The organism is Oceanobacter sp. 4_MG-2023 (assembly GCF_030689165.1).
Taxonomy (GTDB): domain Bacteria; phylum Pseudomonadota; class Gammaproteobacteria; order Pseudomonadales; family Oceanobacteraceae; genus Oceanobacter.
On record NZ_JAUYVV010000013.1, the window covers coordinates 19,654 to 43,853 of the forward strand.

Annotated in this window: 18 protein-coding genes; 3 read left to right on the forward strand and 15 right to left on the reverse strand. The window is 53.9% G+C overall.

Annotated features, from left to right (window positions below):
• Position 1 precedes the first annotated feature (1 nt).
• The 10 genes from fabF to Q8W24_RS10665 form a co-directional block, all read right to left on the reverse strand.
• Positions 2 to 1,243: a beta-ketoacyl-ACP synthase II gene (gene fabF, locus Q8W24_RS10620; protein WP_303431480.1), complete on the reverse strand. Its 1,242-nt coding sequence runs from the start codon at positions 1,241 to 1,243 to the stop codon at positions 2 to 4.
• Positions 1,244 to 1,317: 74 nt separating this feature from the next.
• On the reverse strand, positions 1,318 to 1,551 hold the full coding sequence (gene acpP, locus Q8W24_RS10625) for an acyl carrier protein (RefSeq protein ID WP_303431478.1): 234 nt from the start codon (positions 1,549 to 1,551) through the stop codon (positions 1,318 to 1,320).
• 42 nt (positions 1,552 to 1,593) lie between these two features.
• The gene (gene fabG, locus Q8W24_RS10630; RefSeq protein WP_305475254.1) at positions 1,594 to 2,334 is read right to left on the reverse strand and encodes a 3-oxoacyl-ACP reductase FabG; all 741 of its coding nucleotides are present in this window, start codon (positions 2,332 to 2,334) and stop codon (positions 1,594 to 1,596) included.
• A 2-nt stretch (positions 2,335 to 2,336) separates the two neighbouring features.
• Complete coding sequence (fabD, locus tag Q8W24_RS10635; RefSeq protein ID WP_305413382.1) at positions 2,337 to 3,275, reverse strand: ACP S-malonyltransferase; 939 nt, start codon at positions 3,273 to 3,275, stop codon at positions 2,337 to 2,339.
• Positions 3,276 to 3,470: 195 nt separating this feature from the next.
• Positions 3,471 to 4,481, reverse strand: a complete 1,011-nt coding sequence (gene plsX, locus Q8W24_RS10640) for a phosphate acyltransferase PlsX (protein ID WP_305413384.1) — start codon at positions 4,479 to 4,481, stop codon at positions 3,471 to 3,473.
• 1 nt (position 4,482) lies between these two features.
• Positions 4,483 to 4,668 carry a 50S ribosomal protein L32 gene (gene rpmF / locus Q8W24_RS10645; protein ID WP_303431471.1) on the reverse strand — a complete coding sequence of 62 codons (186 nt, stop codon included), beginning with the start codon at positions 4,666 to 4,668 and terminating at the stop codon, positions 4,483 to 4,485.
• Positions 4,669 to 4,682: 14 nt separating this feature from the next.
• Complete coding sequence (locus Q8W24_RS10650; protein WP_303431469.1) at positions 4,683 to 5,255, reverse strand: YceD family protein; 573 nt, start codon at positions 5,253 to 5,255, stop codon at positions 4,683 to 4,685.
• A gap of 8 nt (positions 5,256 to 5,263) precedes the next feature.
• Positions 5,264 to 6,223, reverse strand: coding sequence for a S49 family peptidase (locus Q8W24_RS10655; RefSeq protein WP_303431467.1), 960 nt, complete (start codon positions 6,221 to 6,223; stop codon positions 5,264 to 5,266).
• Positions 6,224 to 6,264: 41 nt separating this feature from the next.
• Positions 6,265 to 6,933, reverse strand: a complete 669-nt coding sequence (locus Q8W24_RS10660; RefSeq protein ID WP_303431466.1) for an HAD family hydrolase — start codon at positions 6,931 to 6,933, stop codon at positions 6,265 to 6,267.
• Positions 6,923 to 7,891, reverse strand: coding sequence for an RluA family pseudouridine synthase (locus Q8W24_RS10665; protein WP_303431465.1), 969 nt, complete (start codon positions 7,889 to 7,891; stop codon positions 6,923 to 6,925). The genes Q8W24_RS10660 and Q8W24_RS10665 overlap by 11 nt, the downstream gene beginning before the upstream one ends.
• A 759-nt stretch (positions 7,892 to 8,650) precedes the next feature.
• Between Q8W24_RS10665 and rne the strand changes: the two genes are divergently transcribed.
• The 3 genes from rne (at position 8,651) to Q8W24_RS10680 (ending at position 17,089) form a co-directional block, all read left to right on the forward strand.
• Positions 8,651 to 12,286, forward strand: coding sequence for a ribonuclease E (gene rne / locus Q8W24_RS10670; RefSeq protein WP_305475256.1), 3,636 nt, complete (start codon positions 8,651 to 8,653; stop codon positions 12,284 to 12,286).
• A 272-nt stretch (positions 12,287 to 12,558) separates the two neighbouring features.
• The gene (locus tag Q8W24_RS10675) at positions 12,559 to 13,605 is read left to right on the forward strand and encodes an HD domain-containing phosphohydrolase (RefSeq protein WP_303431463.1); all 1,047 of its coding nucleotides are present in this window, start codon (positions 12,559 to 12,561) and stop codon (positions 13,603 to 13,605) included.
• Positions 13,586 to 17,089 (forward strand): transporter substrate-binding domain-containing protein, encoded by a 3,504-nt coding sequence (locus Q8W24_RS10680; protein ID WP_305475258.1) that lies wholly within the window; start codon positions 13,586 to 13,588, stop codon positions 17,087 to 17,089. The genes Q8W24_RS10675 and Q8W24_RS10680 overlap by 20 nt, the downstream gene beginning before the upstream one ends.
• A 131-nt stretch (positions 17,090 to 17,220) precedes the next feature.
• On the opposite strand, the gene prpF is transcribed toward Q8W24_RS10680, so the two are convergent.
• The 5 genes from prpF to Q8W24_RS10705 form a co-directional block, all read right to left on the reverse strand.
• A complete protein-coding gene (prpF, locus tag Q8W24_RS10685; protein ID WP_303431461.1) occupies positions 17,221 to 18,399 on the reverse strand; it encodes a 2-methylaconitate cis-trans isomerase PrpF in 1,179 nt (392 codons plus the stop codon).
• Between the two features lie 127 nt (positions 18,400 to 18,526).
• On the reverse strand, positions 18,527 to 21,145 hold the full coding sequence (gene acnD / locus Q8W24_RS10690) for a Fe/S-dependent 2-methylisocitrate dehydratase AcnD (RefSeq protein WP_305475259.1): 2,619 nt from the start codon (positions 21,143 to 21,145) through the stop codon (positions 18,527 to 18,529).
• Positions 21,146 to 21,324: 179 nt separating this feature from the next.
• Positions 21,325 to 22,458: a 2-methylcitrate synthase gene (gene prpC / locus Q8W24_RS10695; RefSeq protein ID WP_303431458.1), complete on the reverse strand. Its 1,134-nt coding sequence runs from the start codon at positions 22,456 to 22,458 to the stop codon at positions 21,325 to 21,327.
• Between the two features lie 149 nt (positions 22,459 to 22,607).
• Positions 22,608 to 23,489 (reverse strand): methylisocitrate lyase, encoded by an 882-nt coding sequence (gene prpB, locus Q8W24_RS10700; RefSeq protein WP_303431716.1) that lies wholly within the window; start codon positions 23,487 to 23,489, stop codon positions 22,608 to 22,610.
• Positions 23,489 to 24,154, reverse strand: a complete 666-nt coding sequence (locus Q8W24_RS10705; RefSeq protein ID WP_303431715.1) for a GntR family transcriptional regulator — start codon at positions 24,152 to 24,154, stop codon at positions 23,489 to 23,491. The genes prpB and Q8W24_RS10705 overlap by 1 nt, the downstream gene beginning before the upstream one ends.
• Between the last annotated feature and the right edge of the window lie 46 nt (positions 24,155 to 24,200).

Consider the following 24,200-nt stretch of genomic DNA (forward strand, 5'->3'; position numbering starts at 1 on the left):
CTTAGCCGTTAAAACGCGAGAATAGCAAGCTGCCGTTAGTGCCGCCAAAACCAAAGGAGTTGGACAGTGCAATCGACACATCAGCCTTGCGGGCGGTATGCGGCACATAATCCAGATCGCAACCGTCATCCGGATTGTCAAGATTGATTGTCGGCGGGATGATGCCATCCTGAATCGTCAAAATGGTGAACATGGCTTCAATCGCCCCTGCCGCACCCAACAAGTGGCCAGTCATGGATTTGGTCGATGACACCGCCAGTTTGTAGGCATGATCCCCAAACAGCGTCTTGATGGCGTTGGTTTCGGCAATATCACCCACTTGCGTCGATGTGCCGTGCGCGTTGATATAGTCCACCTGATCCGGTGTAACACCGCCATCTCGCAGCGCATTGGTCATCGCGGTGCACGCACCTGAACCGTCTACCGGTGGACTGGTCACATGGTAGGCGTCATCGCTCATGCCCAATCCGATCAGTTCGGCATAAATATGAGCACCACGTGCCTGGGCATGTTCCAGTGATTCCAGCACCAGAATCGCTGCGCCATCACTCAGTACAAAACCGTCACGGTCTTTATCCCATGGGCGACTGGCTTTTTCCGGCTCGTCGTTATGGGTGCTCATGGCTCTTGCCGCCGCAAAACCAGCCATACCCAGCGGAGAAGACGCACCTTCTGTGCCTCCTGCCAGCATCAGGTCGGCATCGCCGTACGCAATCGTCCGGGCGGCGTAACCGATATTGTGGGTACCTGTGGTACAGGCGGTCGTAATAGCAAAATTAGGGCCCTGCAGGCCATGACGAATGGCAATATTGCCCGACGCCATATTAATCACCGCAGCGGGCACCAGGAAAGGTGACACCCGGCGAGGACCGCTTTTGGTCAGTTGCTGGTAATTCTGCTCAATGGTGTTCAGTCCACCAATTCCTGAACCAACGGCAACACCGAAGCGTGTGCGATCGAGATCTTCAGGAAATCCGGCATCCTGCATCGCTTGTTCGGCTGCCACCATTGCGTATTGCAAGAACGGGTCGAGTTTGCGTGCTTCCTTGGCCGACATAACACTGGTTACATCGAAGTCTTTTACTGACCCGACAATTCGGGTTGAATAGCTGCTGGCATCAAAATGCGTTACCGGTCCGATGCCGGATTTGCCCTGACACACTGCTTGCCAGGTTGTCGCCACGTCCAGACCCATTGGGTTAACAGTTCCCAGGCCCGTTACCACTACGCGTCGTTTCGTCATCACTGTTTTCGTTTCCCCGTCTCAGACACAAAAAAAGCCGCGTCCGAAGAGGCGGCTTTCAGACGTCGCGATTATTACAGATTCGCAACGATGTAGTCGATTGCTTCCTGAACGGTAGTCAGCTTCTCGGCATCTTCGTCTGGAATCTCAGTCTCAAATTCTTCTTCCAGAGCCATTACCAGCTCTACAGTGTCCAGAGAATCTGCACCCAAGTCATTAACGAAAGAAGAAGCTGCTTTCACTTCGTCTTCTTTAACGCCCAGCTGTTCGCAGACGATTTTTTTTACGCGTTCTTCGATATTGCTCATGTTTTTTCCTACCGTTTCAGTGTTTCGAAGGTCAGTGCGACCCTAACCCATATTCATACCGCCATTCACATGAATGGTCTGGCCTGTAATGTATTTCGCTTCGTCACTGGCCAAAAAGGCAACAGCACTGGCAATCTCGTCTGGCCGCCCCAAGCGCTTGCTTGGAATGGACGACAGGATGGCTTCTTTTTGGGCTTCAGGCAAGACGTCCGTCATGTCTGTTTTGATAAAACCCGGTGCAACACAATTAACCGTGATGTTGCGACTGGCCACTTCCTGTGCCAGAGAACGGGAAAAGCCTTCCAGACCGGCCTTGGCCGCTGCATAGTTAGCCTGACCCGCATTACCGGTAGTGCCGATAATGGAGCTGATATTAATAATGGCACCGGCTCTCGCCTTGATCATCGGTTTGACCAGTGCCTTACAGACACGGAACACGCCGGTCAGGTTGGTATTGATCACCGCATGCCACTCATCGTCGCTCATACGCAGAAACAGGTTGTCGCGAGTAATACCGGCGTTATTCACCAGTACTGCGGGCGTACCATGCTCAGCAACCAGCGCCTTGAGGGCCTCACTGGTCTGTTCTGCATCTGAAATATTCAGCACCACGGCATCGTTGTCGGCATCAATTACTTGTAATGCCTCACGAATAGCCGCTGCACCCGACTCACTGGTCGCCGTGCCGATGACCTTGTATCCTTTGCCTGCCAGGCGCTCGGCCACCGCTCGCCCAATACCCCGGGATGCGCCAGTAACCAGTACCAGTGCCTTGTCTGTCATGCTTATTGTCCTTGAATCATGGCCATGACTGCCTGGGCGCTGGCAAGATCACCAGTACCACAGGTTGTCAGGGTTTTATCGATACGCTTGTTGAGCCCTGCCAATACCTTGCCAGGACCAAATTCAATCGCCACATCCGCTTTGCTGCGTACTGCAGCAATCGCACCCGTCCAGTCAACCGGGCTGTACAACTGATCCAGCAATTTTTCTTGCATTTCCGCCAAGGGTGCCGGTTCATTGTCAACGTTGTGATACACCGGAAATTCCGTCGCCCGCCAGTTGACGTCGGCCAGAGCACCTTTGAAATTCTGTGCCGCTGCCCGCATCAGACTGGAGTGAAACGGGCCACTCACCGCCAATGGCAAAGCCCGTTTGGCACCGGCTGCCTTGGCCAGCTCGATGGCTTTTTCAATACCAGCCATATCACCGGCAATAACAATCTGGCCAGGTGCATTAAAATTGGCCGGTTCGACCACTCCAGCTGGTTTGGCATCGTCACAAACCTGACGCAGAGTGGCTTCATCCAGCCCCAGAATCGCGGCCATGCCGCCCTGACCGGCAGGAACGGCTTGCTCCATCAGCTGGCCTCGCTGCCGTACCAGACGGACAGCATCAACAAAATCAATCGCATCAGCGGCGACCAGCGCCGAATATTCACCCAACGAATGACCGGCCGCGGCAACAATTTGCAACGCAGGGCAATGAGTCTGAATCAAGCGCAACAGGGCAACACTGGACGTCAGCAAGGCTGGCTGGGCATTATAGGTCTGGTTGAGTGTTTCCGCCGGGCCATCCTGGGTCAACGCCCAAAGATCGAACCCAAGCGCTTCCGAGGCTTCTGCAAAGGTATCACCGATCAGGCTGTATTCTGCGGCCAAATCCGCCAGCATACCCACTTGCTGAGCACCCTGACCGGGGAAAATTGCGATTACTTCTGTCATATTATCAATCACCAAATCGGTTAGCTGCCGTTGTTGTAGCGGGCATGTATTGATACCAGTTGGAAACCGGTTCCAGAGGCCAAAGCACACTGATTCAAAACAAATACGGTGTCCAATAACCCGGAAGCGGCGCCATAGTAGGATTCTCGCTCGCTCCAGTAAACACCCAATTGGCACAATTTTAATGAATTTGTTTCAGGCAATCGCCTCTTGCATGGGCAAAATCTGCCTGATTAGTGCCTCACGGTCATGATTTATGGCCTGCTCGACCAAATACCCCATGGCAAATTCATAAGTAGATATATCAGATTTACCGTGGGTTTTCACCACCACACCATCAATTCCCAACAACATGGCACCGCCATGTCGGGTGGGTGCAATACGTTTGTGAATACGCTTGAACGCCTGCCGCAACAAGGGCGACACCAGCCGCAACACCCAATGCTGCTTGAGTTCGTCTTTTACCATCTGGGTGAGCCAGTCGGTCAACCCTTCACTGGTTTTCAGCGCGATATTACCGGTAAAACCATCACAGACCATGACATCCAGATCACCACGATACAGATCATCGCCTTCATAAAAACCGGCGTAGTTCTCAGGCAACAAACAGCTGAGTATCGAATCGGCAGTACGGATATCCGCCGTGCCTTTGCCAGACTCATGACCAACATTCAGCAAGCCCACATCCGGCCGCTCTATTTTCATGGAACGGCACCAGGCCACCCCCAGCACAGCAAACTGCACCAGCTGCGACGAGGTAGCTCCCAGAGAAGCCCCCAGATCCAACAGCAACAAAGGTTTGCCACGGGTCGGGATTTGCGTTGCCAGAGCAGGACGATCGATACCAGGAAGTACACCCAACAAGCGGCGAGAAAGAATCATCAGTGCACCCGTGCTGCCAACTGACAACACACCTTGCACTTCACCATCGCGATACGCACACAGAGCCATCACCATGGATGAAGACTGGCGCTTTTTAAGTACTACAGAAGGGTTTTCATCAGCCGCGATACTGGTACCGCAACCTACAATCCTGATACGGTCAGAAAACTCTGCCGTGCTCCGGGTGGCTTCACCAACCCAGCCTTGCTCAACAAACAGCATCACCCTGACTTGCCGATGCTTGCCAAGCAGGTTTTTGCAGCCATAAAACGCAGCGCGGGGACCTAAGTCCCCGCCCATGGCATCTACCGCGATGGTTAACATCTTAGTTGGTGCCAGTCTCCACAACTTTTTTACCACGATAGAAACCATCATCGCTCACATGGTGACGACGGTGAATTTCACCCGTGGTTGGATCTGTGGTCAGGGCTACTGAAGCAGTATCCAGTGCATCGTGTGAACGACGCATGCCACGCTTGGATCGAGTTACTTTGTTTTTCTGAACAGCCATGATTGGCTCCTACACTATTTCTGTTTGAGCTGTGCCAAAACGTCAAACGGGTTGGGCCGCTTTTCGTTACTGATTATGTCTTCAGGCTCGGGCTGCTGAATCTGACATTCGGACTCGGGATGGGTTGGAAAAGCAGGCAGTGCCAACAGCACTTCGTCTTCCAACACCGACCACAGGTCGATCACGCCATTTTCGTCCATTTCCACAGGTTCAAGACGTTTAGGCAAATTTCTCGCCTGCTCGTCATTAAAAACCAAACCCAGTGAAAACTGACTACCAACCGCTATCTCCACTCTCCCCAGACAACGCTGGCAAGTCATGGCGACACGAGTAGAACAACTACCCACAATCATACGAAAACGTTCAGCATCTTTTTCGAAAGAAATAACGCAGTCGATCGGTGCCAGACACTGATCGACGGCTTCGTTCAGACGAGGAAGATCGGAACTGTTGATTGCCGCCTTAAACTGTTGATTATGTTCAACAAGTTTAGGTGCATCAACCCGGTGGGGTATTTGTGCCTCTGCCATAGTGCGCGAGATAATAGGTATCTCGCCTCCTGTTGTCAAAATTATTTGATTAACCAACGCCAGTATCAGCGCAGCGTAATACCCTGATCGACAAAAACACTGGAAAGCCCACGACCCATACTGGCTCCCAGGCGTCCAACCAGCTCTTCAAAACGGTTGGGCCGCAAGGTGAAGTTGACCAGGGTTTCGGTATCCAACTGTTCTCGTGCCAGCTGGCTGGTAGATGACAGGCCGTCAATCAGCCCCATCTCCAGTGCTTGTTCGCCAGACCAGATCAAACCACTGAACATATCCGGGGTTTCTTTCAGACGATCGCCACGGCCGTTGCGCACCTGCTCAACAAACTGTTTATGGGTAACTGCCAAAACGCCTTCCCAGAATTCACGCTCATCAGCACGCTCCGGCAAGAATGGATCCAAAAACCCCTTGTGCTCCCCGGCGGTGTAGCTTCTGCGCTCAACCCCCAGTTTGTCCATTACATCCACAAAACCAAAGCCGGAACCCACCACACCAATAGAGCCAACCAGGCTGGCCTTGTCGGCATAAATTTCATCGGCGGCAGCGGCAATGTAATAAGCCCCGGAAGCACCCAGGTCTACGATCACGGCATACACTGGAAAATCCGGGCGGGTTTCTTTCAGGCGCTTGATCTCGTCATACACATAACCGGCCTGTACCGGGCTTCCCCCGGGTGAGTTGATGCGCAGAATCAATCCAAGGGCATCCTGATCTTCAAATGCTTTGCGAATCCCACTGATCAGCGCATCGGCACTGGCTTCCTTGTCTGCCGCAATAGCACCTGTGACTTCAACTACCGCCGCAAATGGCTCGCCGCCAGCACTACCCCCTGCTGCTGCATCTTCCAGTGGTGTACGGAACATCCACAGCACAACAAACAGATAGCTGAACATCAGTACCCGAAAAAATATTCCCCAACGGCGTGACCGTCGCTGTTCCTTTTGCAAGTCCATCACCAACTTGCTGATCAACTTCCACTCTTTACTGCTGTCTTCAGGACGATTCATGCATGACTTCCAATTTATTCAGTGACAACATACAGACAACTTTATTTACCAGCCGTTGATAAATGCCGGGCAAGCCAGGCATCAAGCCCGGCGATGTTATGACACATCACCAAGGGCCGACAAGCAGACAAGGCCACTTCATCGTGAGCACCGTGACTCATGGCCACACATGCCATTCCGGCAGCATTGGCCATATCAAGATCATAGGTGGTATCTCCCACCATTAACGCCCTCGATGCTGGAATTCTCAATTGCGCCAGAATTTCCTGCAGCATCAGCGGATCGGGCTTGGAGCAGGTTTCATCGGCGCAACGGGTGGCAGCAAACCGGTGCCGCAACGTCAGATCATCCAGAATACGATCCAGCCCCCGCCGACTTTTACCTGTCGCAACGGCCAACAATATGCCTTGCTCCTGCAAGCGTGCCAACATCGTTTCTGCCCCGGCAAACAACCCCATCGCCACCGGACTGTCTGAGACAAAATGACGGGCGTAACACTCTTTCATCGCCGCCATGTTCTGCTCATCAATAGCTGGCCATAGTGTTGTAATGGCTTCAGGCAATCCCAGGCCAATAATATTCTGCACCTGGGCATCCGTGACCGGAGGCAAGCCGATAATCCGTCCTGCCCGCTGCATACTGTCCACAATCCGCCCCGTGGAATCAGCCAGCGTACCATCCCAATCAAAAACAATGAGGTCATAGCTCATAACCACAGCCTTCCTTTATAAGTAGTCGCTCAAAATCTGCATTCGGAGGTGCGGTCAGCGACAACGCCTCTCCGGTTAATGGATGGCGAAACTCCAGTCGCAAGGCATGTAAAAACAACCGCCGGACCCCATGCTGCTGATCGATCGCCACTTGTGCACGATCCCGATATTTTTCATCCCCGGCAATGGCAAACCCCTGAAACTGGCAATGAACCCGAATCTGATGGGTTCGACCGGTGACAGGTTCCGCTTCCAGCAAGGAATAATGCGGGCCGCTCGACAACAACCGGTAGCGGGTATGCGAGGCCTTGCCTTCGGCATCCACCAACATAATGCGCTCACCGGACTGGCGCTCGGATTTTTTTAGCGGTGCCTTCACCTCAGTAACAGACAAAGGCCAATGACCGTGCACCAGAGCCAGATAACGCTTCCGGATACCGACTTTGTTCACCAGCATTTTCTGCAACGCTACCAGCGCCGATCGTTTGCGCGCAATCATGATAATACCGGACGTATCCCGATCGAGCCGGTGCACCAGCTCCAGAAAGCTGTGATCCGGATACAACTGCCGCATGGCTTCAATCAGCCCCAGATTGACGCCACTGCCGCCATGCACCGCCAAACCATGCGGCTTGTTAATGGCAATCAGGGCATCGTCTTCATAAACAATGGCTTTTTTCAGCCCCGCCAGCAGATCTGCCGAAGCATGACCAACCGCCTGTTCCTGGGGCAAACGCACCGGAGGAATACGTACAACATCACCCGCGGCCACACGAGAGTCGGCCTTTACTCTTCCCTTGTTAACCCGGACCTCGCCCTTGCGGATAATGCGATACACCAGCGCTCGCGGTACCTTTCCCAGCACCGCCATCAAAAAATTATCGACACGCTGGCCATCGTTATCCGTCGTCACTTCCAGCAACGACACCTTGGTGGTATCTATTTCAAACTTTGCCATATATTCAGGGTAACCACCGGCGTGATTGCTGCAACAAGCGCCGGATTTAAAGAGAATTGAGTGTCACATTACCGCGACAGAGAATCTAATACTTTGCTGACTTCATACTTTGTTGCTATATTCCAGCGGCATTCGGGTCTTACACAAACATTTTGACCGATGCAAGTATCGCCAACATCGAAAGCGGCGAGTATAGAAGAAGAAGAGTCAGCAACAAAACTCTTCGCAAGATTTAACACGGCAGGCTTGCCAGTATAACAGGTCGTATAAACGAGCGTCGGACTTGACGGGTCAGTGAGATAGCTGCAGGCAACTTGCCCCAGCCCCGGCCAGCAGAGTCCCCGGACACACAAAACGTCCGCCAAACCTCGCCCTGTACGATCAACCATATTGGCGCCGCCCGGTGAGATAAACCACGCAGCGACCTGCGGGCGATCTCGCATTATCAAATTATGGACGGTGTTGCCGATACCAGACCACAAACCGGTCCGGGCAACACTCTGATGCAAGCCACCTCCCGCAGCGCTAATACCCCTGCCGCAGCGTGGCCAACTGCCCAGAGTGACAACAGACAGCAACCTGACGTGTCGGAGCCTCAACGAAGGCCCCTATGCTTACACACTGAGACAGACCGGGCAGTCATTGCGCGGTGCTGGCAGGATAAAGCAAAGCACCCATAAAAATTTTGGTATTGGCCAGTCATATCAACGACTGGAATTGCCATCAGAGTACGTTGCCCTACTGAGCAATTTGTACTGCATGAAAAGAATGCTGATTAACGCGACTCAACCTGAAGAGTTGCGCGTAGCCCTGGTAGACGGCCAAAAACTCTACGATCTGGACATTGAATCCGGTGCTCGCGAACAGAAAAAATCCAACATCTACAAAGGCCGGATCACTCGAATAGAGCCCAGCCTTGAAGCAGCATTTGTGGATTTTGGTGCCGAGCGACACGGCTTTTTGCCGTTAAAGGAAATCTCCAAAGAATACTTTGCCCGCGATCCCGGCCCTGGCCGTATCAACATCAAGGACGTCCTGCGCGAAGGCCAGGAAATCATCGTCCAGGTCGATAAAGAAGAACGCGGCAACAAAGGTGCAGCCTTGACGACCCAGGTCAGCCTGGCAGGTCGTTATCTGGTATTGATGCCCAACAATCCTCGTGCCGGTGGTATTTCCCGCCGTATCGAAGGGGATGAGCGTACCGAACTGCGTGAAGCCATGAAAGACGTCACGGTTCCCGACAAAATGGGCGTGATCGTCCGTACTGCCGGTATTGGCCGCAGCGGTCAGGAACTGCAATGGGATCTCGACTACCTGGTGCAACTGTGGGATGCCATTCAACGCGCCTACAACGAAGTCAAAGCCCCTTCCCTGCTGCTGCAAGAAAGCAACGTGATCATTCGTGCGATTCGCGACTACCTGCGTCAAGACGTAGGCGAAGTGCTGATCGACACCGATGCCGCCTATGCCGAAGCCCTTGGTTTTGTGCAGCAAGTCATGCCGCACTATCAGAACAAGTTCAAGCGCTACGACGACAGCGTGCCGCTGTTTAACCGTTACCAGATCGAAACCCAGATCGAAAGCGCCTTCCAGCGTGAAGTCAAGCTGCCTGCCGGTGGCTCGATTGTTATCGACCCGACCGAAGCACTGGTATCGATCGATATCAACTCCTCACGCGCCACCAAAGGCAGCGATATTGAAGACACAGCCTTCAATACCAACCTCGAAGCTGCCGATGAAATTGCGCGCCAGCTGCGTCTGCGTGACATGGGTGGCCTGGTTGTTATCGACTTTATCGACATGCTCTCCAACAAGCATCAGCGTGAAGTCGAAACACGCCTGAAAAAAGCCCTCGAAATGGATCGCGCCCGCGTTCAGGTTGGCCGTATTTCCCGCTTTGGATTGATGGAAATGTCTCGTCAGCGCCTACGCCCGTCACTGGAAGAAACCAGTGGCCACGTTTGCCCACGCTGTAACGGCACCGGTGTTATCCGTGACATCCAGTCCACTGGCCTGTCCATTCTGCGCCTGATTGAAGAAGAAGCCGCCAAGGAAAACACTGGCCAGGTACGTGCCATTGTGCCGGTATCGGTCGCCAGCTTCTTGCTGAACGAAAAACGCAAACTGATTGACGCCATCGAAAGCCGTCACGGTAACCGTGTTGTCGTTTTGCCAAATCCGAACATGGACACGCCGCATTTTGAAGTCCTGCGCCTGCGTCCAGATGACACCCTGGTAGGAGAGGTTTCCTACGAGCACCGCTTTGATGAAGTCGAACCGGAATACGGCATCGACACCAATCTCAAAGAAACAGCCAAAACCCAACAGGCAGCCGTTAAAGGTGTGGTTCACGCCAAGCCAGTAACCACCACCGCTGTACCAGAACCAGCTGCAGCAGCTCCAGCCGCCACCCCGGTTGCTGCCGCGCCGGCCGCCAATAACAACCCGGGCATGATAGAGAAAGTGGCGTCTTTCCTGTCTGGCCTGTTTGGTGGCGATTCCGGCAACAGTAGCACTACCAGCAGCCCGGCGGCCAAAACAGCAGCACCGGCAGCCACGCCATCCACACCAGCAGCGGCCAATAGCAATCGCAGCAGTAGCAGCACCAATCGCCGCCGTTCAGAGTCCTCCCGTAGCGAAGAACGCTCCGGTAATGGTGGCCGTCGTCGTCGCAACAACGCTGGTAATACCGACAGCAACGACAGCCAAACGGATAACGACAAGCCGCGTAACAACCGCAACGAAGAGCGAGCCAGTCGCCCACGTCGCGAAGAACGCCAGTCCGGCAACCCGGACAACGATTCATCCAACCGGGAAAACAACCGCAGCCGTAGCCGTAACCGTCGTCGCGAACGTCCGGAAGACAGCAGCAACACCGCGGTTACCGACAAAAACATTGAAAAAACATCCGAGCAGGTAACGGACAAGGCCACCAAAGAGGCCACCAGCACCCCGCAGGAAACGACCGACAACAACACAACCAACAGCTCGGCAACAGAGACCTCGTCGAACAATCGTCGTCGTCCACGTCGTGACCGCAGTCGTGGCAGCAGTGAGTTCCGTCGTGAAGCGCCAAAACCAGGTGCAGAAGAAGGAGAAAAGCAGTCCATCGCACCTGCGAGCCGTAATGCCAGCTCCTCAACCACGGCAACCGACAGCAGCAATGAGTCCGGCAGTGAAGAAAAATCACCACGCCGTTCACGTCGTCGTCGCAGCCGTAATGAAGATCGCCAAACTGAAGCAGCAGCAGAAACGACAACAACAGAAACCACAACAGCAGTAGAAACGGCAAGCGCTGACACGGTAGCGACCGAAACCACGGCACCAGAAGCTGAAACTGAAACCAAGGTTGCAGAAAGCACAGCGACCGAGAGTAACGTTGCAGCCACTGCGGCTACCGACGACAAGACCGCTACTGCTGTCGATACCAGCGCTGATGCAACAGACACTGCGGTTAGCACGCCGTCTGAAACCACGGACACCCCGGCCACTGACGCAGCAGCTGAACCCGCTCCGCAAGCGGAAGCAGCCCCGACGCCAGAAAAAGCAGAGACGACCGAAGAAACCCGTCCCCGCCGTCGCCGTCGTAGCCGTAATCGCTCAAACCGCGACAACACATCCGAATCTGCAGCAACAGAGCAGCCGGATAACAACGCGAAAGCCGAAACAGCAACCCCGGAACCGGCTCCGGCAACAGCCAGCGCCCCGGCACCGGTTGACACTGCTGAGCAACCAGAGCCAGTCAAAACAGAAGCCAAAGAAGCCGTCACCGAGACCGTGACCGCCGAAGTGACGGAAGCCAAAACTGCTCCAGCAACCGAGACAACCGCCACGGCAGAAGCGACGGTCGCAGTGGAAACACCGCCAGCGGCAGACACCACGAAGGAACAGACAGCGCCTCGCCGCCGTCGTAACCGTCGCCAAAACTACCGTGCGCCGAATGATCCTCGCAACCAGGGTGACGTTAAAACCGAGTCAGAAACAGCAGCCAAACCGCTGGATACGACAGAGACTTCAACCACCACGCCTGCAGAGGAACCAGTACTTGCTGCTGAACCAGTCGCTGCTGCTAAGGTTGTTGAGGCTAAAGAAGCTGAAGTAAAAACAGAAGCCGAAGTGAAAACAGAAGCCGAAGTAAAAACAGAAGCTGAAGTGAAAACAGAAGCCGAAGTAAAAACAGAAGCTGAAGTAAAAACAGAAGCTGAAGTGAAAACAGAAGCCGAAGTAAAAACAGAAGCCGAAGTGACAGTCGATGATCCTGCGCCAGCCAAACCTGTCGCAGAAACCACGACCGAAACCAACGACACAGCAGCTGACAGCAAGGTTGCAGTCACACCGGCGGAAACAACCGCCACTGACGACACCGCAACCAGCAAAGATCCGAAATCCTCCTGATTTCTGGACAATAGACGAAAACAGGCGGACTCCCCAAAGTCCGCTGGCTTTCTATTCAAAAGGCCTGCCATCGTGCAGGCCTTTTGAATTTCACCATCAATCAATACTCCCTCTCCAGCCAAGCCGGTGCAACCACACGAATTCGGACACAACTGCGCCAATCTTGCCGATATGTCCAATAGCAACCAAGATTTCGACCAATAACATTCTCTCCTGCCCCGCTACGTGCTAGTTTTAAACGATATTCAGATAAGGACGAGGTAGAGGAACCTGTGGATCAGCCTTCACGTATCCTGGTTGTCGATGACGTCGCCAACAACATTCAGGTCGCCATGAATATCCTGCGTGAAGACAACTACGAACTGTCTTACGCCATGTCGGGTAACGATGCCCTCGCTTTATTGCGAACCCAGTCTTTTGACCTGATTTTACTCGATGTCATGATGCCCGATCTGGATGGCTTTGATGTCTGCACACGCATCCGCAAAGACCTCAAGCATCGGGACATCCCCATTATCTTTCTCACCGCACGGGCGGATGTCGATTCAGTGGTCAAGGGCTTCGAGCTTGGAGGGGTCGACTACATCATAAAACCCTTTCATGCCGCCGAATTGCTCGCCCGGGTGCGCACTCATCTGGAGCTGCATACTGCCAAAGCGCTGCTGCAAAAGCACAATATCAGCCTGCGTCAAAAAGTAGAGCTGACCGAAAAACGCCTACTCTCCGAGCTGGAGCAAACCCAGCTGGAAATGATCCATATCCTCACCGAGCTGATGGAGTTCACTTCCGATGAAACCGGCCGCCATATCAAACGTGTGGCCGAATACTCGCAACTGCTGGCACAGCTGCACAACAGCCTGACCGAAGAAGATGCCGTCATCATCTTCCACGCTTCCCCGATGCACGATATCGGCAAGGTCTTTGTGCCTGAAGCGATTCTTCACAAGCCCGGAAAACTGACGGCAGAGGAATACGACACCATGAAAACCCACACCACCTGTGCCCATAATTTCCTCAAGAACTCGCCCCGTCGTATTCTCAAGGCTGCGGATACCATCGCCTGGCAACATCATGAACGCTGGGATGGCAGCGGCTACCCGCTGGGCCTCAAAGGCCATGATATTCATATCTATGGCCGCATTGTGGCTCTGGCCGACGTCTTCGACGCCCTGTCCCACCAGCGCATCTACAAACCAGCCTGGACCATGGCAGACACCACCGCCTACATTATCAATAACAGCGGCACCCATTTTGACCCTTATCTGGTCGAGCTGTTTCGGGACAACCTGGATCAATTCATTGCGCTTGCAGAAGTGTAGCCACTGGCAACAAGCCAGCTGGCTCAGGAACAGCAGAACCCTGCTCCTGCTGTTGACGCTATTACTGTCCTCAACGGTCGTGGCCGGATTCGAACTCACTCCGGAAGAACAAGCCTGGATCGATGCCCACCCCACCGTCACGGTGGCGGTCGAGCGTAACTGGGCCCCTTTTGACTTTGTAGACTACAACGGCAATCCAGATGGCATTTCCCAACGCCTGATCAGCAATATTCTGGCCTCAGTCGGCATCCAGCCCGATTATCGTATCGATGACTGGTCCAGCTTGCTGCGTGATGCCCGTTCCGGCGAGATTCTGATCTTGCCTTCCCTGGTCCACACCCCTGCGCGGCAAGAATATTTGCACTTCACCAAGCCTTACCTGCGTTTAAGTGAGTATTTTTTTGGTCACAGCGATCTGGTGGGCGCCAGCAAAGAGATGCTGATGAAACAGCGTCTGGTCATGCCTGCCGACTTCGCTCTGGATGAAAGCATCCGGGCTCTTTACCCCGACCTCACTATTCTCACCGTGTCCAATCTGGATGAAGCCATCCGCATGATACTGGAAGGCCAGGCCGACTTGCTGATCGATATCTACGCGGTGATGCATTACAAACTCAGCCGTCAGGGCATCATCAATATCAAGCCACTGGTGCCTTATGATGCCGTGAACCTGCATATGGCCGTGCCTCGTTCACAGCCAATCCTGCAAGGTATTATCGACAAGGCGTTGCTGGAAATATCCGCTGCAGATATCAGTGCCCTGTCACAAACCTGGTTGCCTGACCACCCAAGCAGCAATCATCAGCTATTATTGTCGCGCCATGAAATCGAATGGCTACAGCAGCACCCGCAAGTCACTGTTGATGCCCACTTCCTGCCTCCTCTGGTAATCACCGAAGGAGAACAAATCGGTGGCATCGCGGGTGAATATTTCAGCCGGGTCGGCAAGGCTCTGGATATTCGCTTTGCGCCCAATCCCTCCGACCATCATGCCGATATCATTATCTGCGATCTCAACGATTCTGCACTCAATGACGACTATCGAGCGGTCGCAACGCTACTGGAAACTCCGGTTGTTATTCTGATGACCGAGGATGCGGCGTTTATCGATGACGAACAGCAGCTCAGCCGCTTGCGAGTAGGAATACTGGCATCTGCCAGTTTTGACCAACTGTTGGGCAAGCGGATTCCCGGTTTATTGCTGACCCATATCGACTCCCCTACCCAGCTGCTGGACATGCTCGAAGCCGGGCAACTCGACGCCGTGACCATGCCTCTGATACAAGCCAATCACCTGCTGCGGCTGGAGAACTTCCGTCATCTCAAAGTGGTGGGTAAAACCAGCGTGACAATTCAACCCGCCATTATGGTAAACCGCCAGTCACCGGAGTTGATGTCGGCTATCTTGGCCACCGGAATCAAACTCAGTGATGCCGACCGGCTGTCCGTTCTCAACCAATGGTCAAATATCCAGTTTGCCGAACGCATCAACTATCAGCTGGTTGCCAGTGTTGTTGCCGTTTTCATCCTCTACATCATTATCAGCATTTACTGGAACCGCCGCCTGAGCAAGGAAGTCGAGCAGCGCAAACAGACCGAGCAGGCCTTGCAAACCGAACGTGACAACTTCAAAACCCTGTTCAAGGAAGCCACCGAAGGCAATCTGATCTTTCAGTTTGGCCAGTGTATCGCCCACAACCACGCCACCGAACGGCTGCTGGGTTATCGCAACGGCCACAATATCGACGGCATGACACTCGCCAATGCCACGCCATTAACCCAGCCCGATGGCCGCGAGTCTGAAGAGGTGATCACCCGGGCCTTTGCGACCTGTCTCAACAATGGCACCTTTCACCTGGAACTGATGATTCGCCGTCAGGATGGTACCCAACGCTGGCTTGATATTTCCCTGACGCGCATTCACTACGAAGGCCAGCCAGCCATTTATGCCGTACTGAAAGATATTTCAGAGCAGAAACGGCTCACCGCTGAACTGGCCCGCGCCCGCGACAAGGCCGAAGTCGCCAACCGCGCCAAATCGGAATTTCTCGCCAATATGAGCCATGAAATCCGTACCCCCATGAACGCAATTATCGGCTTTACCGAGCTGTTGAGTGAGCAGCTCGACCAGCCTCGCCTGCGCTCTTATGTCGACACCGTACACAAAGCCAGCAGCTCATTGCTGCAACTGATCAATGACATTCTGGATCTGTCGAAAATCGAATCCGGCAAGATGGCGATAACCAAGGCGCCCACCAATGTGAATGTTCTGATTGATGAAATCGCCCAGTTTTTCTCTCTCGCAGTCACTACCAAGGGACTGAATCTGGTCGTCAACACCGATACCCGATTACCGCTTTTTTTATTACTCGACGATGTCCGCCTGCGACAAATCCTGATCAATCTGGTGGGTAATGCCGTCAAGTTCACCCATCAGGGTGCCATCACACTCACCTCACGCACCTTGCACATCGACGATCACCTCAGCAAGGTCGACCTTGAAATCACCATCAGTGATACCGGCATAGGCATTGAGCCGGATCAGATTCAGGCCATTTTCACCGAGTTTGAACAACTCGACAGCCGCCACGCCGGTGGCACCGGGTTGGGGCTGGCCATATCCCAACGCCTGATTGAACGTATGGGAGGGAGCATCTCCGTCACCAGCAGCCCCGGCCAGGGATCAACATTTACCCTCAAACTGGTTGGTATCGACATCGCATCAGTTGAAACCGCTGACCGGACAGAGCCGGGACAAAAACTTGGTCGCCTCCGGATCGATGATTTTGAACCCTGCAGCATTCTGGTGGTTGATGACATCGACAATAACCGCGAACTGATTGCCCGTATTTTTGAGCACTCACAGATCCAGATTCTCACCGCAGCCAACGGCCAGGAAGCCCTCGATGCCGTCGCCTTGTCACCGCCGGATCTGGTGTTGATGGATATCCGCATGCCGGTAATGGACGGCTATGAAGCCACCCGAATCCTGCACAAGCGTTACCCGGGCCTGCCGGTGGTCGCACTGACAGCATCAGTATTACAAGGGGGAGAATCTGCACCGGATTTGCAACGCTTTGACGCCCATTTGCAAAAACCGGTCTTGCAGCGTGAACTGATCAAGACACTGAAGCAGTTCCTCGCCACCAGAGACGAAAACAACCGCCCGGACACACCGGCAACAGCCAATACCACCACCGATACCACACCCTTACCCTTGTCGAACCCTCCCGACAGCAGCGTACTGGTGAGCATCAAGGACCAATTGATGCCGCTTTACGAGCAGGCCCGTCATACCCACAACCTGAAAGACATCGGCCAATTTGCCCAGGCATTGCAGCAGTTATCGACCGCAGAAGGCATCACCTCACTGACTGAAATTGCCAGCAATCTGCTCGCCGCCATCGATACCTTCGACATTGTGTTGATCGAAAACCTGATGAGCAAATATCAAAGCCTGCTGGCCAGTACCGACCAGCCATAAAAATGCCCCCGGCCTGGCTAAGACCGGGGGCAAAAAACTGCGTTCCGCGAGGAGCATCGTGAACGCAGGTCACAGGGACTCCTGCTGTCTTCAGCTACAAACCCGGCAGGCTTTAATGGCCTGCCCGGCAGCTAAAACGTATCCCCGGGGATACGGACAAAACCTTCCATCAATACGCGAGCGGAACGACTCATCACGGCCTTTTGGGCACGCCATTCACCATCCACCAGCTCTGCCGCAGCACCGACTCGCAAGGTACCGGACGGGTGCCCAAAAATAACCGCGTCACGCTCGACACCACCGGCTGCCAGATTCACCAGCGTGCCGGGCACTGCCGCCGCAGTAGCAATAGCCACCGATGCCGTTCCCATCATGGCATGGTGCAATTTACCCATCGACAAGGCACGGACACAGACATCAATGGCGTCGGCCTCAATCTGCTTGCCACTGGACGAGACATACGCTGTCGCAGGAGCCACAAATGCAATTTTGGGAGTGTGCTGGCGAGCGGCTGCTTCTGAGATATCGTTAATCAATCCCATTTTGACCGCACCCCAGGCCCGCATGGTTTCAAAACGTGCCAGTGCTTCAGCATCGCTGTTGATGTCTTTTTGCAACTCGGTACCGGTGTAACCAATATCCGCAGCATTGACAAAAATGGTCGGAATACCGGCATTGATCATGGTTGCCTTGAAGGTTCCGATACCCGGTACTTCCAGGTCGTCGACCAGGTTGCCGGTTGGGAACATCGAGCCTTCGCCATCGGCCGGATCCATGAACTCCACTTCGACTTCTGCCGCCGGGAAGGTCACTCCATCCAGCTCAAAGTCACCGGTTTCCTGTACTTCTCCCGCCGTGATGGGCACATGGGCAATAATGGTTTTACTGATGTTTTTCTGCCAGATACGTACCGTACAGACGCCGTTTTCCGGAATCCGCCCGGCATCCACAAAACCGGACATAATGGCAAAGGCACCCACCGCTGCCGTCAGGTTGCCACAGTTACCCGACCAGTCGACAAATGCTTTATTGATGGCTACCTGACCAAACAAATAATCCACATCATGGTCTGGCTGGGTGCTTTTATCCACGATAACGGTTTTCGAGGTGCTGGAAGTAGCGCCCCCCATACCATCGATCTGCTGACCGTAAGGATCCGGGCTGCCAATCACACGCTGCAGAATCTTGTCACGGGCTTCACCCGGCTCCTGAGCGGCAGGCGGTAAATCCTGGCGGCGAAAAAACACACCTTTTGATGTCCCACCACGAATATAGGTCGCCGGAATTTTAATTTGAGGAACGTGGGCCATATGGTCTCCTTGATGAGCCGGTACCGGGAAACAGGCACCGGCCATGTCTATAAATCGGTTCTGGACAAAACGAACCGCTGGCGGCCTCTTGTTTTCAGGGGCAACCAGCGGCTACGGAGTTTGCCGCTTATTCCTGTCCGAGGAAGTCCTTGGCAAACATTTGCAATACGCCACCGGCGTTATAAACACGTACTTCCGTTGCGGTATCCAGACGACAGGTCACCGGTACCTCAACCACCTCACCACTACGGCGAGTCACTTCAAGGATCAGCTCACTGCGTGGAGAAATATCGCCTTTGATGGTGTAGGTTTCGGTGCCATCCAGACCCAGGGTCAGACGAGTGGTACCCGGCTTGAATTCCACCGGTAATACTCCCATACCCACCAGGTTGGTCCGGTGAATACGCTCGAAACCTTCTGCGACGATCACTTCCACGCCTGCCAGACGAACGCCTTTGGCGGCCCAGTCACGGGAAGAACCCTGACCATAATCAGCACCCGCCACAATAATCAGCGGCTGTTTGCGGTTCATGTAGGTTTCAATCGCTTCCCACATACGCATTTGTTCGCCTTCCGGCTCAACCCGCGCCAGAGACCCCTGAATCACGTCACCCTGCTCGTCACGACACATTTCGTTCAGCAATTTCGGGTTGGCGAATGTCGCACGCTGCGCCGTCAGGTGATCGCCTCGGTGCGTTGCATAGCTGTTGAAATCTTCTTCCGGCAAGCCCATTTTGGCGCAGTATTCACCGGCCGCACTGTGTGCCTGAATCGCATTGGATGGCGACAGGTGATCGGTAGTGATGTTGTCACCCAGCACCGCCAGAGGACGCATGTCTTTCATGCTGCGTTCACCCGCCAGGGCACCTTCCCAATAAGGAGGACGACGGATATAGGTCGACATTGGACGCCAGTCGTACAGTGGGCTCTCGGCTTGTTCGATTTCACCCAGATCAAACATCGGGATATAGACTTGCTTGAACTGCTCCGGCTTAACCGCGGAGGCAACGATGGCATCAATTTCTTCATCTGATGGCCACAGGTCTTTCAGGGTAATTTCCTTGCCATCAACCACGGCCAGGGCATCGTGCTCGATATCAAAACGCACCGTACCGGCAATCGCATAGGCCACAACCAGTGGTGGTGACGCCAGGAAAGCCTGCTTGGCATACGGATGGATACGACCATCAAAGTTACGGTTACCCGACAGTACTGCGGTGGCGTACAGGTCACGGTCGATAATTTCTTGCTGAATCGCTGGGTCCAGTGCACCCGACATGCCGTTACAGGTCGTGCAGGCATAAGCCACGATACCGAAGCCGAGTTTTTCCAGCTCAGTCAGCAAGCCAGCTTCTTCCAGATACAGTTTGGCAACCTTGGAACCTGGTGCAAACGAGCTTTTCACCCAGGGTTTGCGTGTCAGGCCCAATTCATTGGCTTTTTTCGCCAACAATGCCGCTGCAACCACGTTGCGAGGGTTCGATGTATTGGTACACGAAGTAATCGCCGCAATAATCACCGCGCCATCCGGCATCAGGCCATCGGCTTCTTCCTGCCTGCCAGCAGCCAGTTTGCCTTCATCGGCGATACCGCGTTCGGTCAGATCCGAGGTTGGCAAACGACGATGCGGGTTGGACGGGCCAGCCATGTTACGAACCACAGAGGACAAATCAAACTGCAGCACGCGCTCGTATTCAGCGTCGACCAGCGCATCCGCCCACAAGCCGGTCTCTTTGGCGTATTGCTCAACCAGTGCGACTTGCTCAGGCTCACGCCCGGTCAGTTTCAGGTAATCAATGGTTTGGGAATCGATGTAGAACATCGCAGCGGTGGCACCAAACTCAGGACACATGTTAGAGATCGTGGCACGGTCACCAATGGACAGGCTGGCGGCACCGGCACCGAAGAACTCAACATAGGCACCGACTACCCGTTCCTTGCGCAGGAATTCGGTTAACGCCAGAACAATATCGGTAGCGGTAATCCCGGGCTGACGTTTGCCAATCAGCTCAACCCCGGTAATGTCTGGCAGGCGCATCATGGATGGCAAGCCCAGCATCACGGTTTCGGCTTCCAGACCACCAACACCAATCGCGATAACGCCCAGCGCATCCACGTGTGGTGTGTGGGAATCGGTCCCGACACAGGTATCCGGGAAAGCCACCAGCTTGCCGTTGTCATCTTCACGGGCCTGAATCACTGGCGACATCTTTTCCAGATTGATCTGGTGCATGATGCCGTTACCGGCCGGGATCACATCGACGTTTTTGAAAGCGGTTTTGGTCCACTCAATAAAGTGGAAGCGGTCAGCGTTACGACGATCTTCAATCGCCCGGTTTTTCTCGAAGGCATCCGGGTCAAAACCTGCGGCTTCAACTGCCAGCGAGTGGTCAACAATCAACTGGGTTGGCACAACCGGATTCACTTTGGCCGGGTCGCCTCCCTGGTCAGCAATGGCATCACGCAAACCCGCCAGGTCGACCAGCGCCGTCTGACCGAGAATATCGTGACACACGACTCGTGCCGGGTACCATGGAAAATCCAGGTCACGCTTGCGTTCGATCAGCTGTGTCAGGGAAGCGGTCAGGTCGGCAGGGTCACAACGACGAACCAGTTGTTCCGCCAACACGCGGGAAGTGTACGGCAGCTTGGCATAGGCCCCAGGCTGGATCGCATCAACAGCTGCACGAGTATCGAAATAATCGAGGTCGGTACCAGGCAGGTTTTTACGGAATTCAGTATTCATGGTGTTCTCTCTTCCGGCTGTCGGACAACAACCGGTTGTTGTAATTTGGTTGTGACTTCAGGCAGCAGCATTGCTTGGCCCAACACGTCAGGTGCCTTCAACACACTGGTTTCAGGCACCCGGCTTGTGGCGAATGGACAGCTCTATGGCCAGCATCCATCACCTGCTCATCACAACAATCAACTGCGTTCAGATATATCAACCCATTCGGCGCTTTCCGGGCCGGAGTAGTCTGCAGATGGACGGATAATCCGGTTGTTGGCACGCTGTTCCATAACATGAGCACACCAGCCAGAAGCCCGTGAACACACAAAGATAGGTGTAAACAACTTGGTTGGGATACCCATAAAGCTGTAAGCCGAGGCGTGGAAGAAATCCGCGTTGCAGAACAGTTTTTTCTCGCGCCACATCACCGCTTCAACACGCTCGGAAACAGCGTACAGATGCTTGTCATTGACCAGTTCAGCCAGTTTTTGTGACCATTCCTTGATGATGGCATTACGCGGGTCACACTCTCTGTAAATCGCGTGACCAAAGCCCATGATCTTGTCTTTGCGCGCCAGCATACCCATGATGGCTTCTTCTGCTTCATCGGCTGAACGCCATTGCTCGATCATGTCCATGGCCGCTTCGTTGGCACCACCATGCAGTGGCCCACGCAGGGAACCAATGGCAGCGGTCACACAGCTGTGAATATCGCTCAGGGTGGAAGCACACACGCGGGCAGTAAACGTCGAAGCATTAAATTCGTGTTCTGCATACACGATCAGTGACGCGTGCATCACATCCACATGCATTGGATCAGGTTTTTTGTTGTGCAGGGTCCACAGGAACTGTTCACCAATGCTGTCGGCCTCGGTCTCTACCTCGATACGCAAACCATCGTTATGGGTAAAGTTGTACCAGTAGTTGATCATGCCAGGGAAAACCGCCAGCATGCGATCAATGCTGTCGTGGGCCTGGGAAAAATCGGTTTCGGTTTCCAGATTACCCAGCATCGAACAACCGGTCCGCATCACATCCATTGGGTGAGCGTCAGCTGGAATCTGTTCCAGTACGGTTTTCAAGGCGTCGGGCAAGCCACGCAGGCTTTTCAATTTGGCTTTGTAACCGTCCAGCTCTGCCTGATTAGGCAATTTGCCGTACAGCAACAAATAAGCGACTTCTTCAAACTGGGCCTTGTCGGCCAATTCCTTGATATCGTAACCACGGTAGGTCAGACCGGCACCGCTTTTACCTACGGTACACAGTGCCGTTTCACCGGCAGATTGTCCGCGCAAGCCTGCGCCACTCAGTTTTTTTGCTTCAGCCATCATTATGCTCCATCGAAACTGGTCAGTTGCCACACCTGTAGCGGTGGTATGCCGTATCGCGCCAACAGCCAATATCCGTTGTGTTGTGGCCGCAGTAACGCGATACGTACAGGTGTAGATCTGGTGTTATTATTGGGTCAGCCGGAGGCTTACTTGTTTTTACCTTCAGAGAACAGCTGGTCCAGCTTCTGTTCAAAATCGTGGTAGTTCAAGTAAGAGTAAAGATCCATACGGGTCTGCATCATGTCGACAACTGCGCGCTGATCACCGTTTTCAAGAATGCTGGTATATACCGTTTCTGCTGCCTTGTTCATGGCACGGAACGCACTCAGTGGGTACAGCACCATGGCAGCGCCCCATTCACCCAGCTGCTCACGGTTCCACAATTCGGTTTGACCGAACTCGGTAATGTTCGCCAGTACTGGCACATCACCCAGCGCTTCAGAGAAGGCACGGTAATGTTCTTCGGTTTTGATTGCTTCCGCAAAAATGCCATCCGCACCTGCAGCCACATAGGCTTTGGCACGTTCCAGCGCCGCTTCCAGACCTTCCTGGGCAAAGGCATCGGTACGGGCCATGATGAAGAAATCAGGATCGGTACGGGCATCAACCGCCGCACGGATACGGTCGGTCATTTCTTCAACCGAAACAATTTCCTTGTTCGGACGATGACCACAACGTTTCTGGGCTACCTGGTCTTCCAGGTGAACCGCAGCGGCACCGGCTTTTTCCATCTGCTGGATAGTGCGGGCAATGTTAAACGCGCCACCCCAACCGGTATCAATATCCACCAGCAATGGCAAAGAAGAGGCTGCCGTAATACGGCTAACATCGGCGATCACGTCGTTCAGCGACGTCATACCCAGATCTGGCAGACCATAAGAGGCATTCGCCACACCACCACCGGACAGGTAAATTGCCTTGTGTCCGATACGTTCAGCCATCATGGCGCTATAAGCATTGATGGTGCCCACAATCTGTAATGGTTTGTTTTCCGCCAGTGCCTGACGAAATTTTTGTCCTGGAGTCATCATTGACCCTCCTCTTCTGCCATAAGTCGTTCAAGATTAAGAAGCGACGTCTGGATATGACGTCGCATCAACAGTTCAGCCAACTCGGCATCACGTGCTGCGATGGCTTCAACGATACGTTGGTGTTCCTGCAGAGCCTGTAATGGGCGCTCGGTACTGGTACTGGTTTGATAGCGGTACATACGCACCAGGTGATACAACTCGCCGTATAACATTTGCTGCAAGCGTTCATTCTTGCTGCCACGAATCAGCCGGTAATGCAGGTCGAGATCACCGGCTTTCTGGTAATAACTCTGCCCTTGCTCAGCCTCAATCGATGCCGCGTGTTCATTCAGCAAGGTTTGTAACTCAGCAATTTCGTCGTCCGTCATCCGCTCGGCGGCGAGACGGCAAGCCATGCTTTCCAGTTCAACCCGGACTTCATAGATATCGCGCAGCTCCGCCAACGATAACGACACTACCCTGGCTCCGGCATGGGGAATACGCACAACCAGGTGCCGGGCTTCCAGTTTCTGAATGGCTTCACGCATCGGCGCACGGCTACCGCCGTACTTCTGCACCAGCATTTGCTCCGACACTCGTACACCCGGCTTCAGCTCTCCCCGCACAATGGCGGTGGTGAGTTCTGAAAAAACCTTATCTGCGAGTGTTTGAGGGTCTGCCATCAGATTGTCTACAATCGATTGGGATGTGCTCACAATAAGGCCCTTG

What these genes read in the sequence shown, in the direction of transcription:
- fabF (WP_303431480.1), bottom strand. Translation starts at nt 1,243, where the DNA reads ATGACGAAACGACGCGTAGTGGTAACGGGCCTGGGAACTGTTAACCCA.
- acpP (WP_303431478.1), bottom strand. Translation starts at nt 1,551, where the DNA reads ATGAGCAATATCGAAGAACGCGTAAAAAAAATCGTCTGCGAACAGCTG.
- fabG (WP_305475254.1), bottom strand. Translation starts at nt 2,334, where the DNA reads ATGACAGACAAGGCACTGGTACTGGTTACTGGCGCATCCCGGGGTATT.
- fabD (WP_305413382.1), bottom strand. Translation starts at nt 3,275, where the DNA reads ATGACAGAAGTAATCGCAATTTTCCCCGGTCAGGGTGCTCAGCAAGTG.
- plsX (WP_305413384.1), bottom strand. Translation starts at nt 4,481, where the DNA reads ATGTTAACCATCGCGGTAGATGCCATGGGCGGGGACTTAGGTCCCCGC.
- rpmF (WP_303431471.1), bottom strand. Translation starts at nt 4,668, where the DNA reads ATGGCTGTTCAGAAAAACAAAGTAACTCGATCCAAGCGTGGCATGCGT.
- Q8W24_RS10655 (WP_303431467.1), bottom strand. Translation starts at nt 6,223, where the DNA reads ATGAATCGTCCTGAAGACAGCAGTAAAGAGTGGAAGTTGATCAGCAAG.
- Q8W24_RS10660 (WP_303431466.1), bottom strand. Translation starts at nt 6,933, where the DNA reads ATGAGCTATGACCTCATTGTTTTTGATTGGGATGGTACGCTGGCTGAT.
- Q8W24_RS10665 (WP_303431465.1), bottom strand. Translation starts at nt 7,891, where the DNA reads ATGGCAAAGTTTGAAATAGATACCACCAAGGTGTCGTTGCTGGAAGTG.
- rne (WP_305475256.1), top strand. Translation starts at nt 8,651, where the DNA reads ATGAAAAGAATGCTGATTAACGCGACTCAACCTGAAGAGTTGCGCGTA.
- prpF (WP_303431461.1), bottom strand. Translation starts at nt 18,399, where the DNA reads ATGGCCCACGTTCCTCAAATTAAAATTCCGGCGACCTATATTCGTGGT.
- acnD (WP_305475259.1), bottom strand. Translation starts at nt 21,145, where the DNA reads ATGAATACTGAATTCCGTAAAAACCTGCCTGGTACCGACCTCGATTAT.
- prpC (WP_303431458.1), bottom strand. Translation starts at nt 22,458, where the DNA reads ATGGCTGAAGCAAAAAAACTGAGTGGCGCAGGCTTGCGCGGACAATCT.
- prpB (WP_303431716.1), bottom strand. Translation starts at nt 23,489, where the DNA reads ATGACTCCAGGACAAAAATTTCGTCAGGCACTGGCGGAAAACAAACCA.
- Q8W24_RS10705 (WP_303431715.1), bottom strand. Translation starts at nt 24,154, where the DNA reads ATGGCAGACCCTCAAACACTCGCAGATAAGGTTTTTTCAGAACTCACC.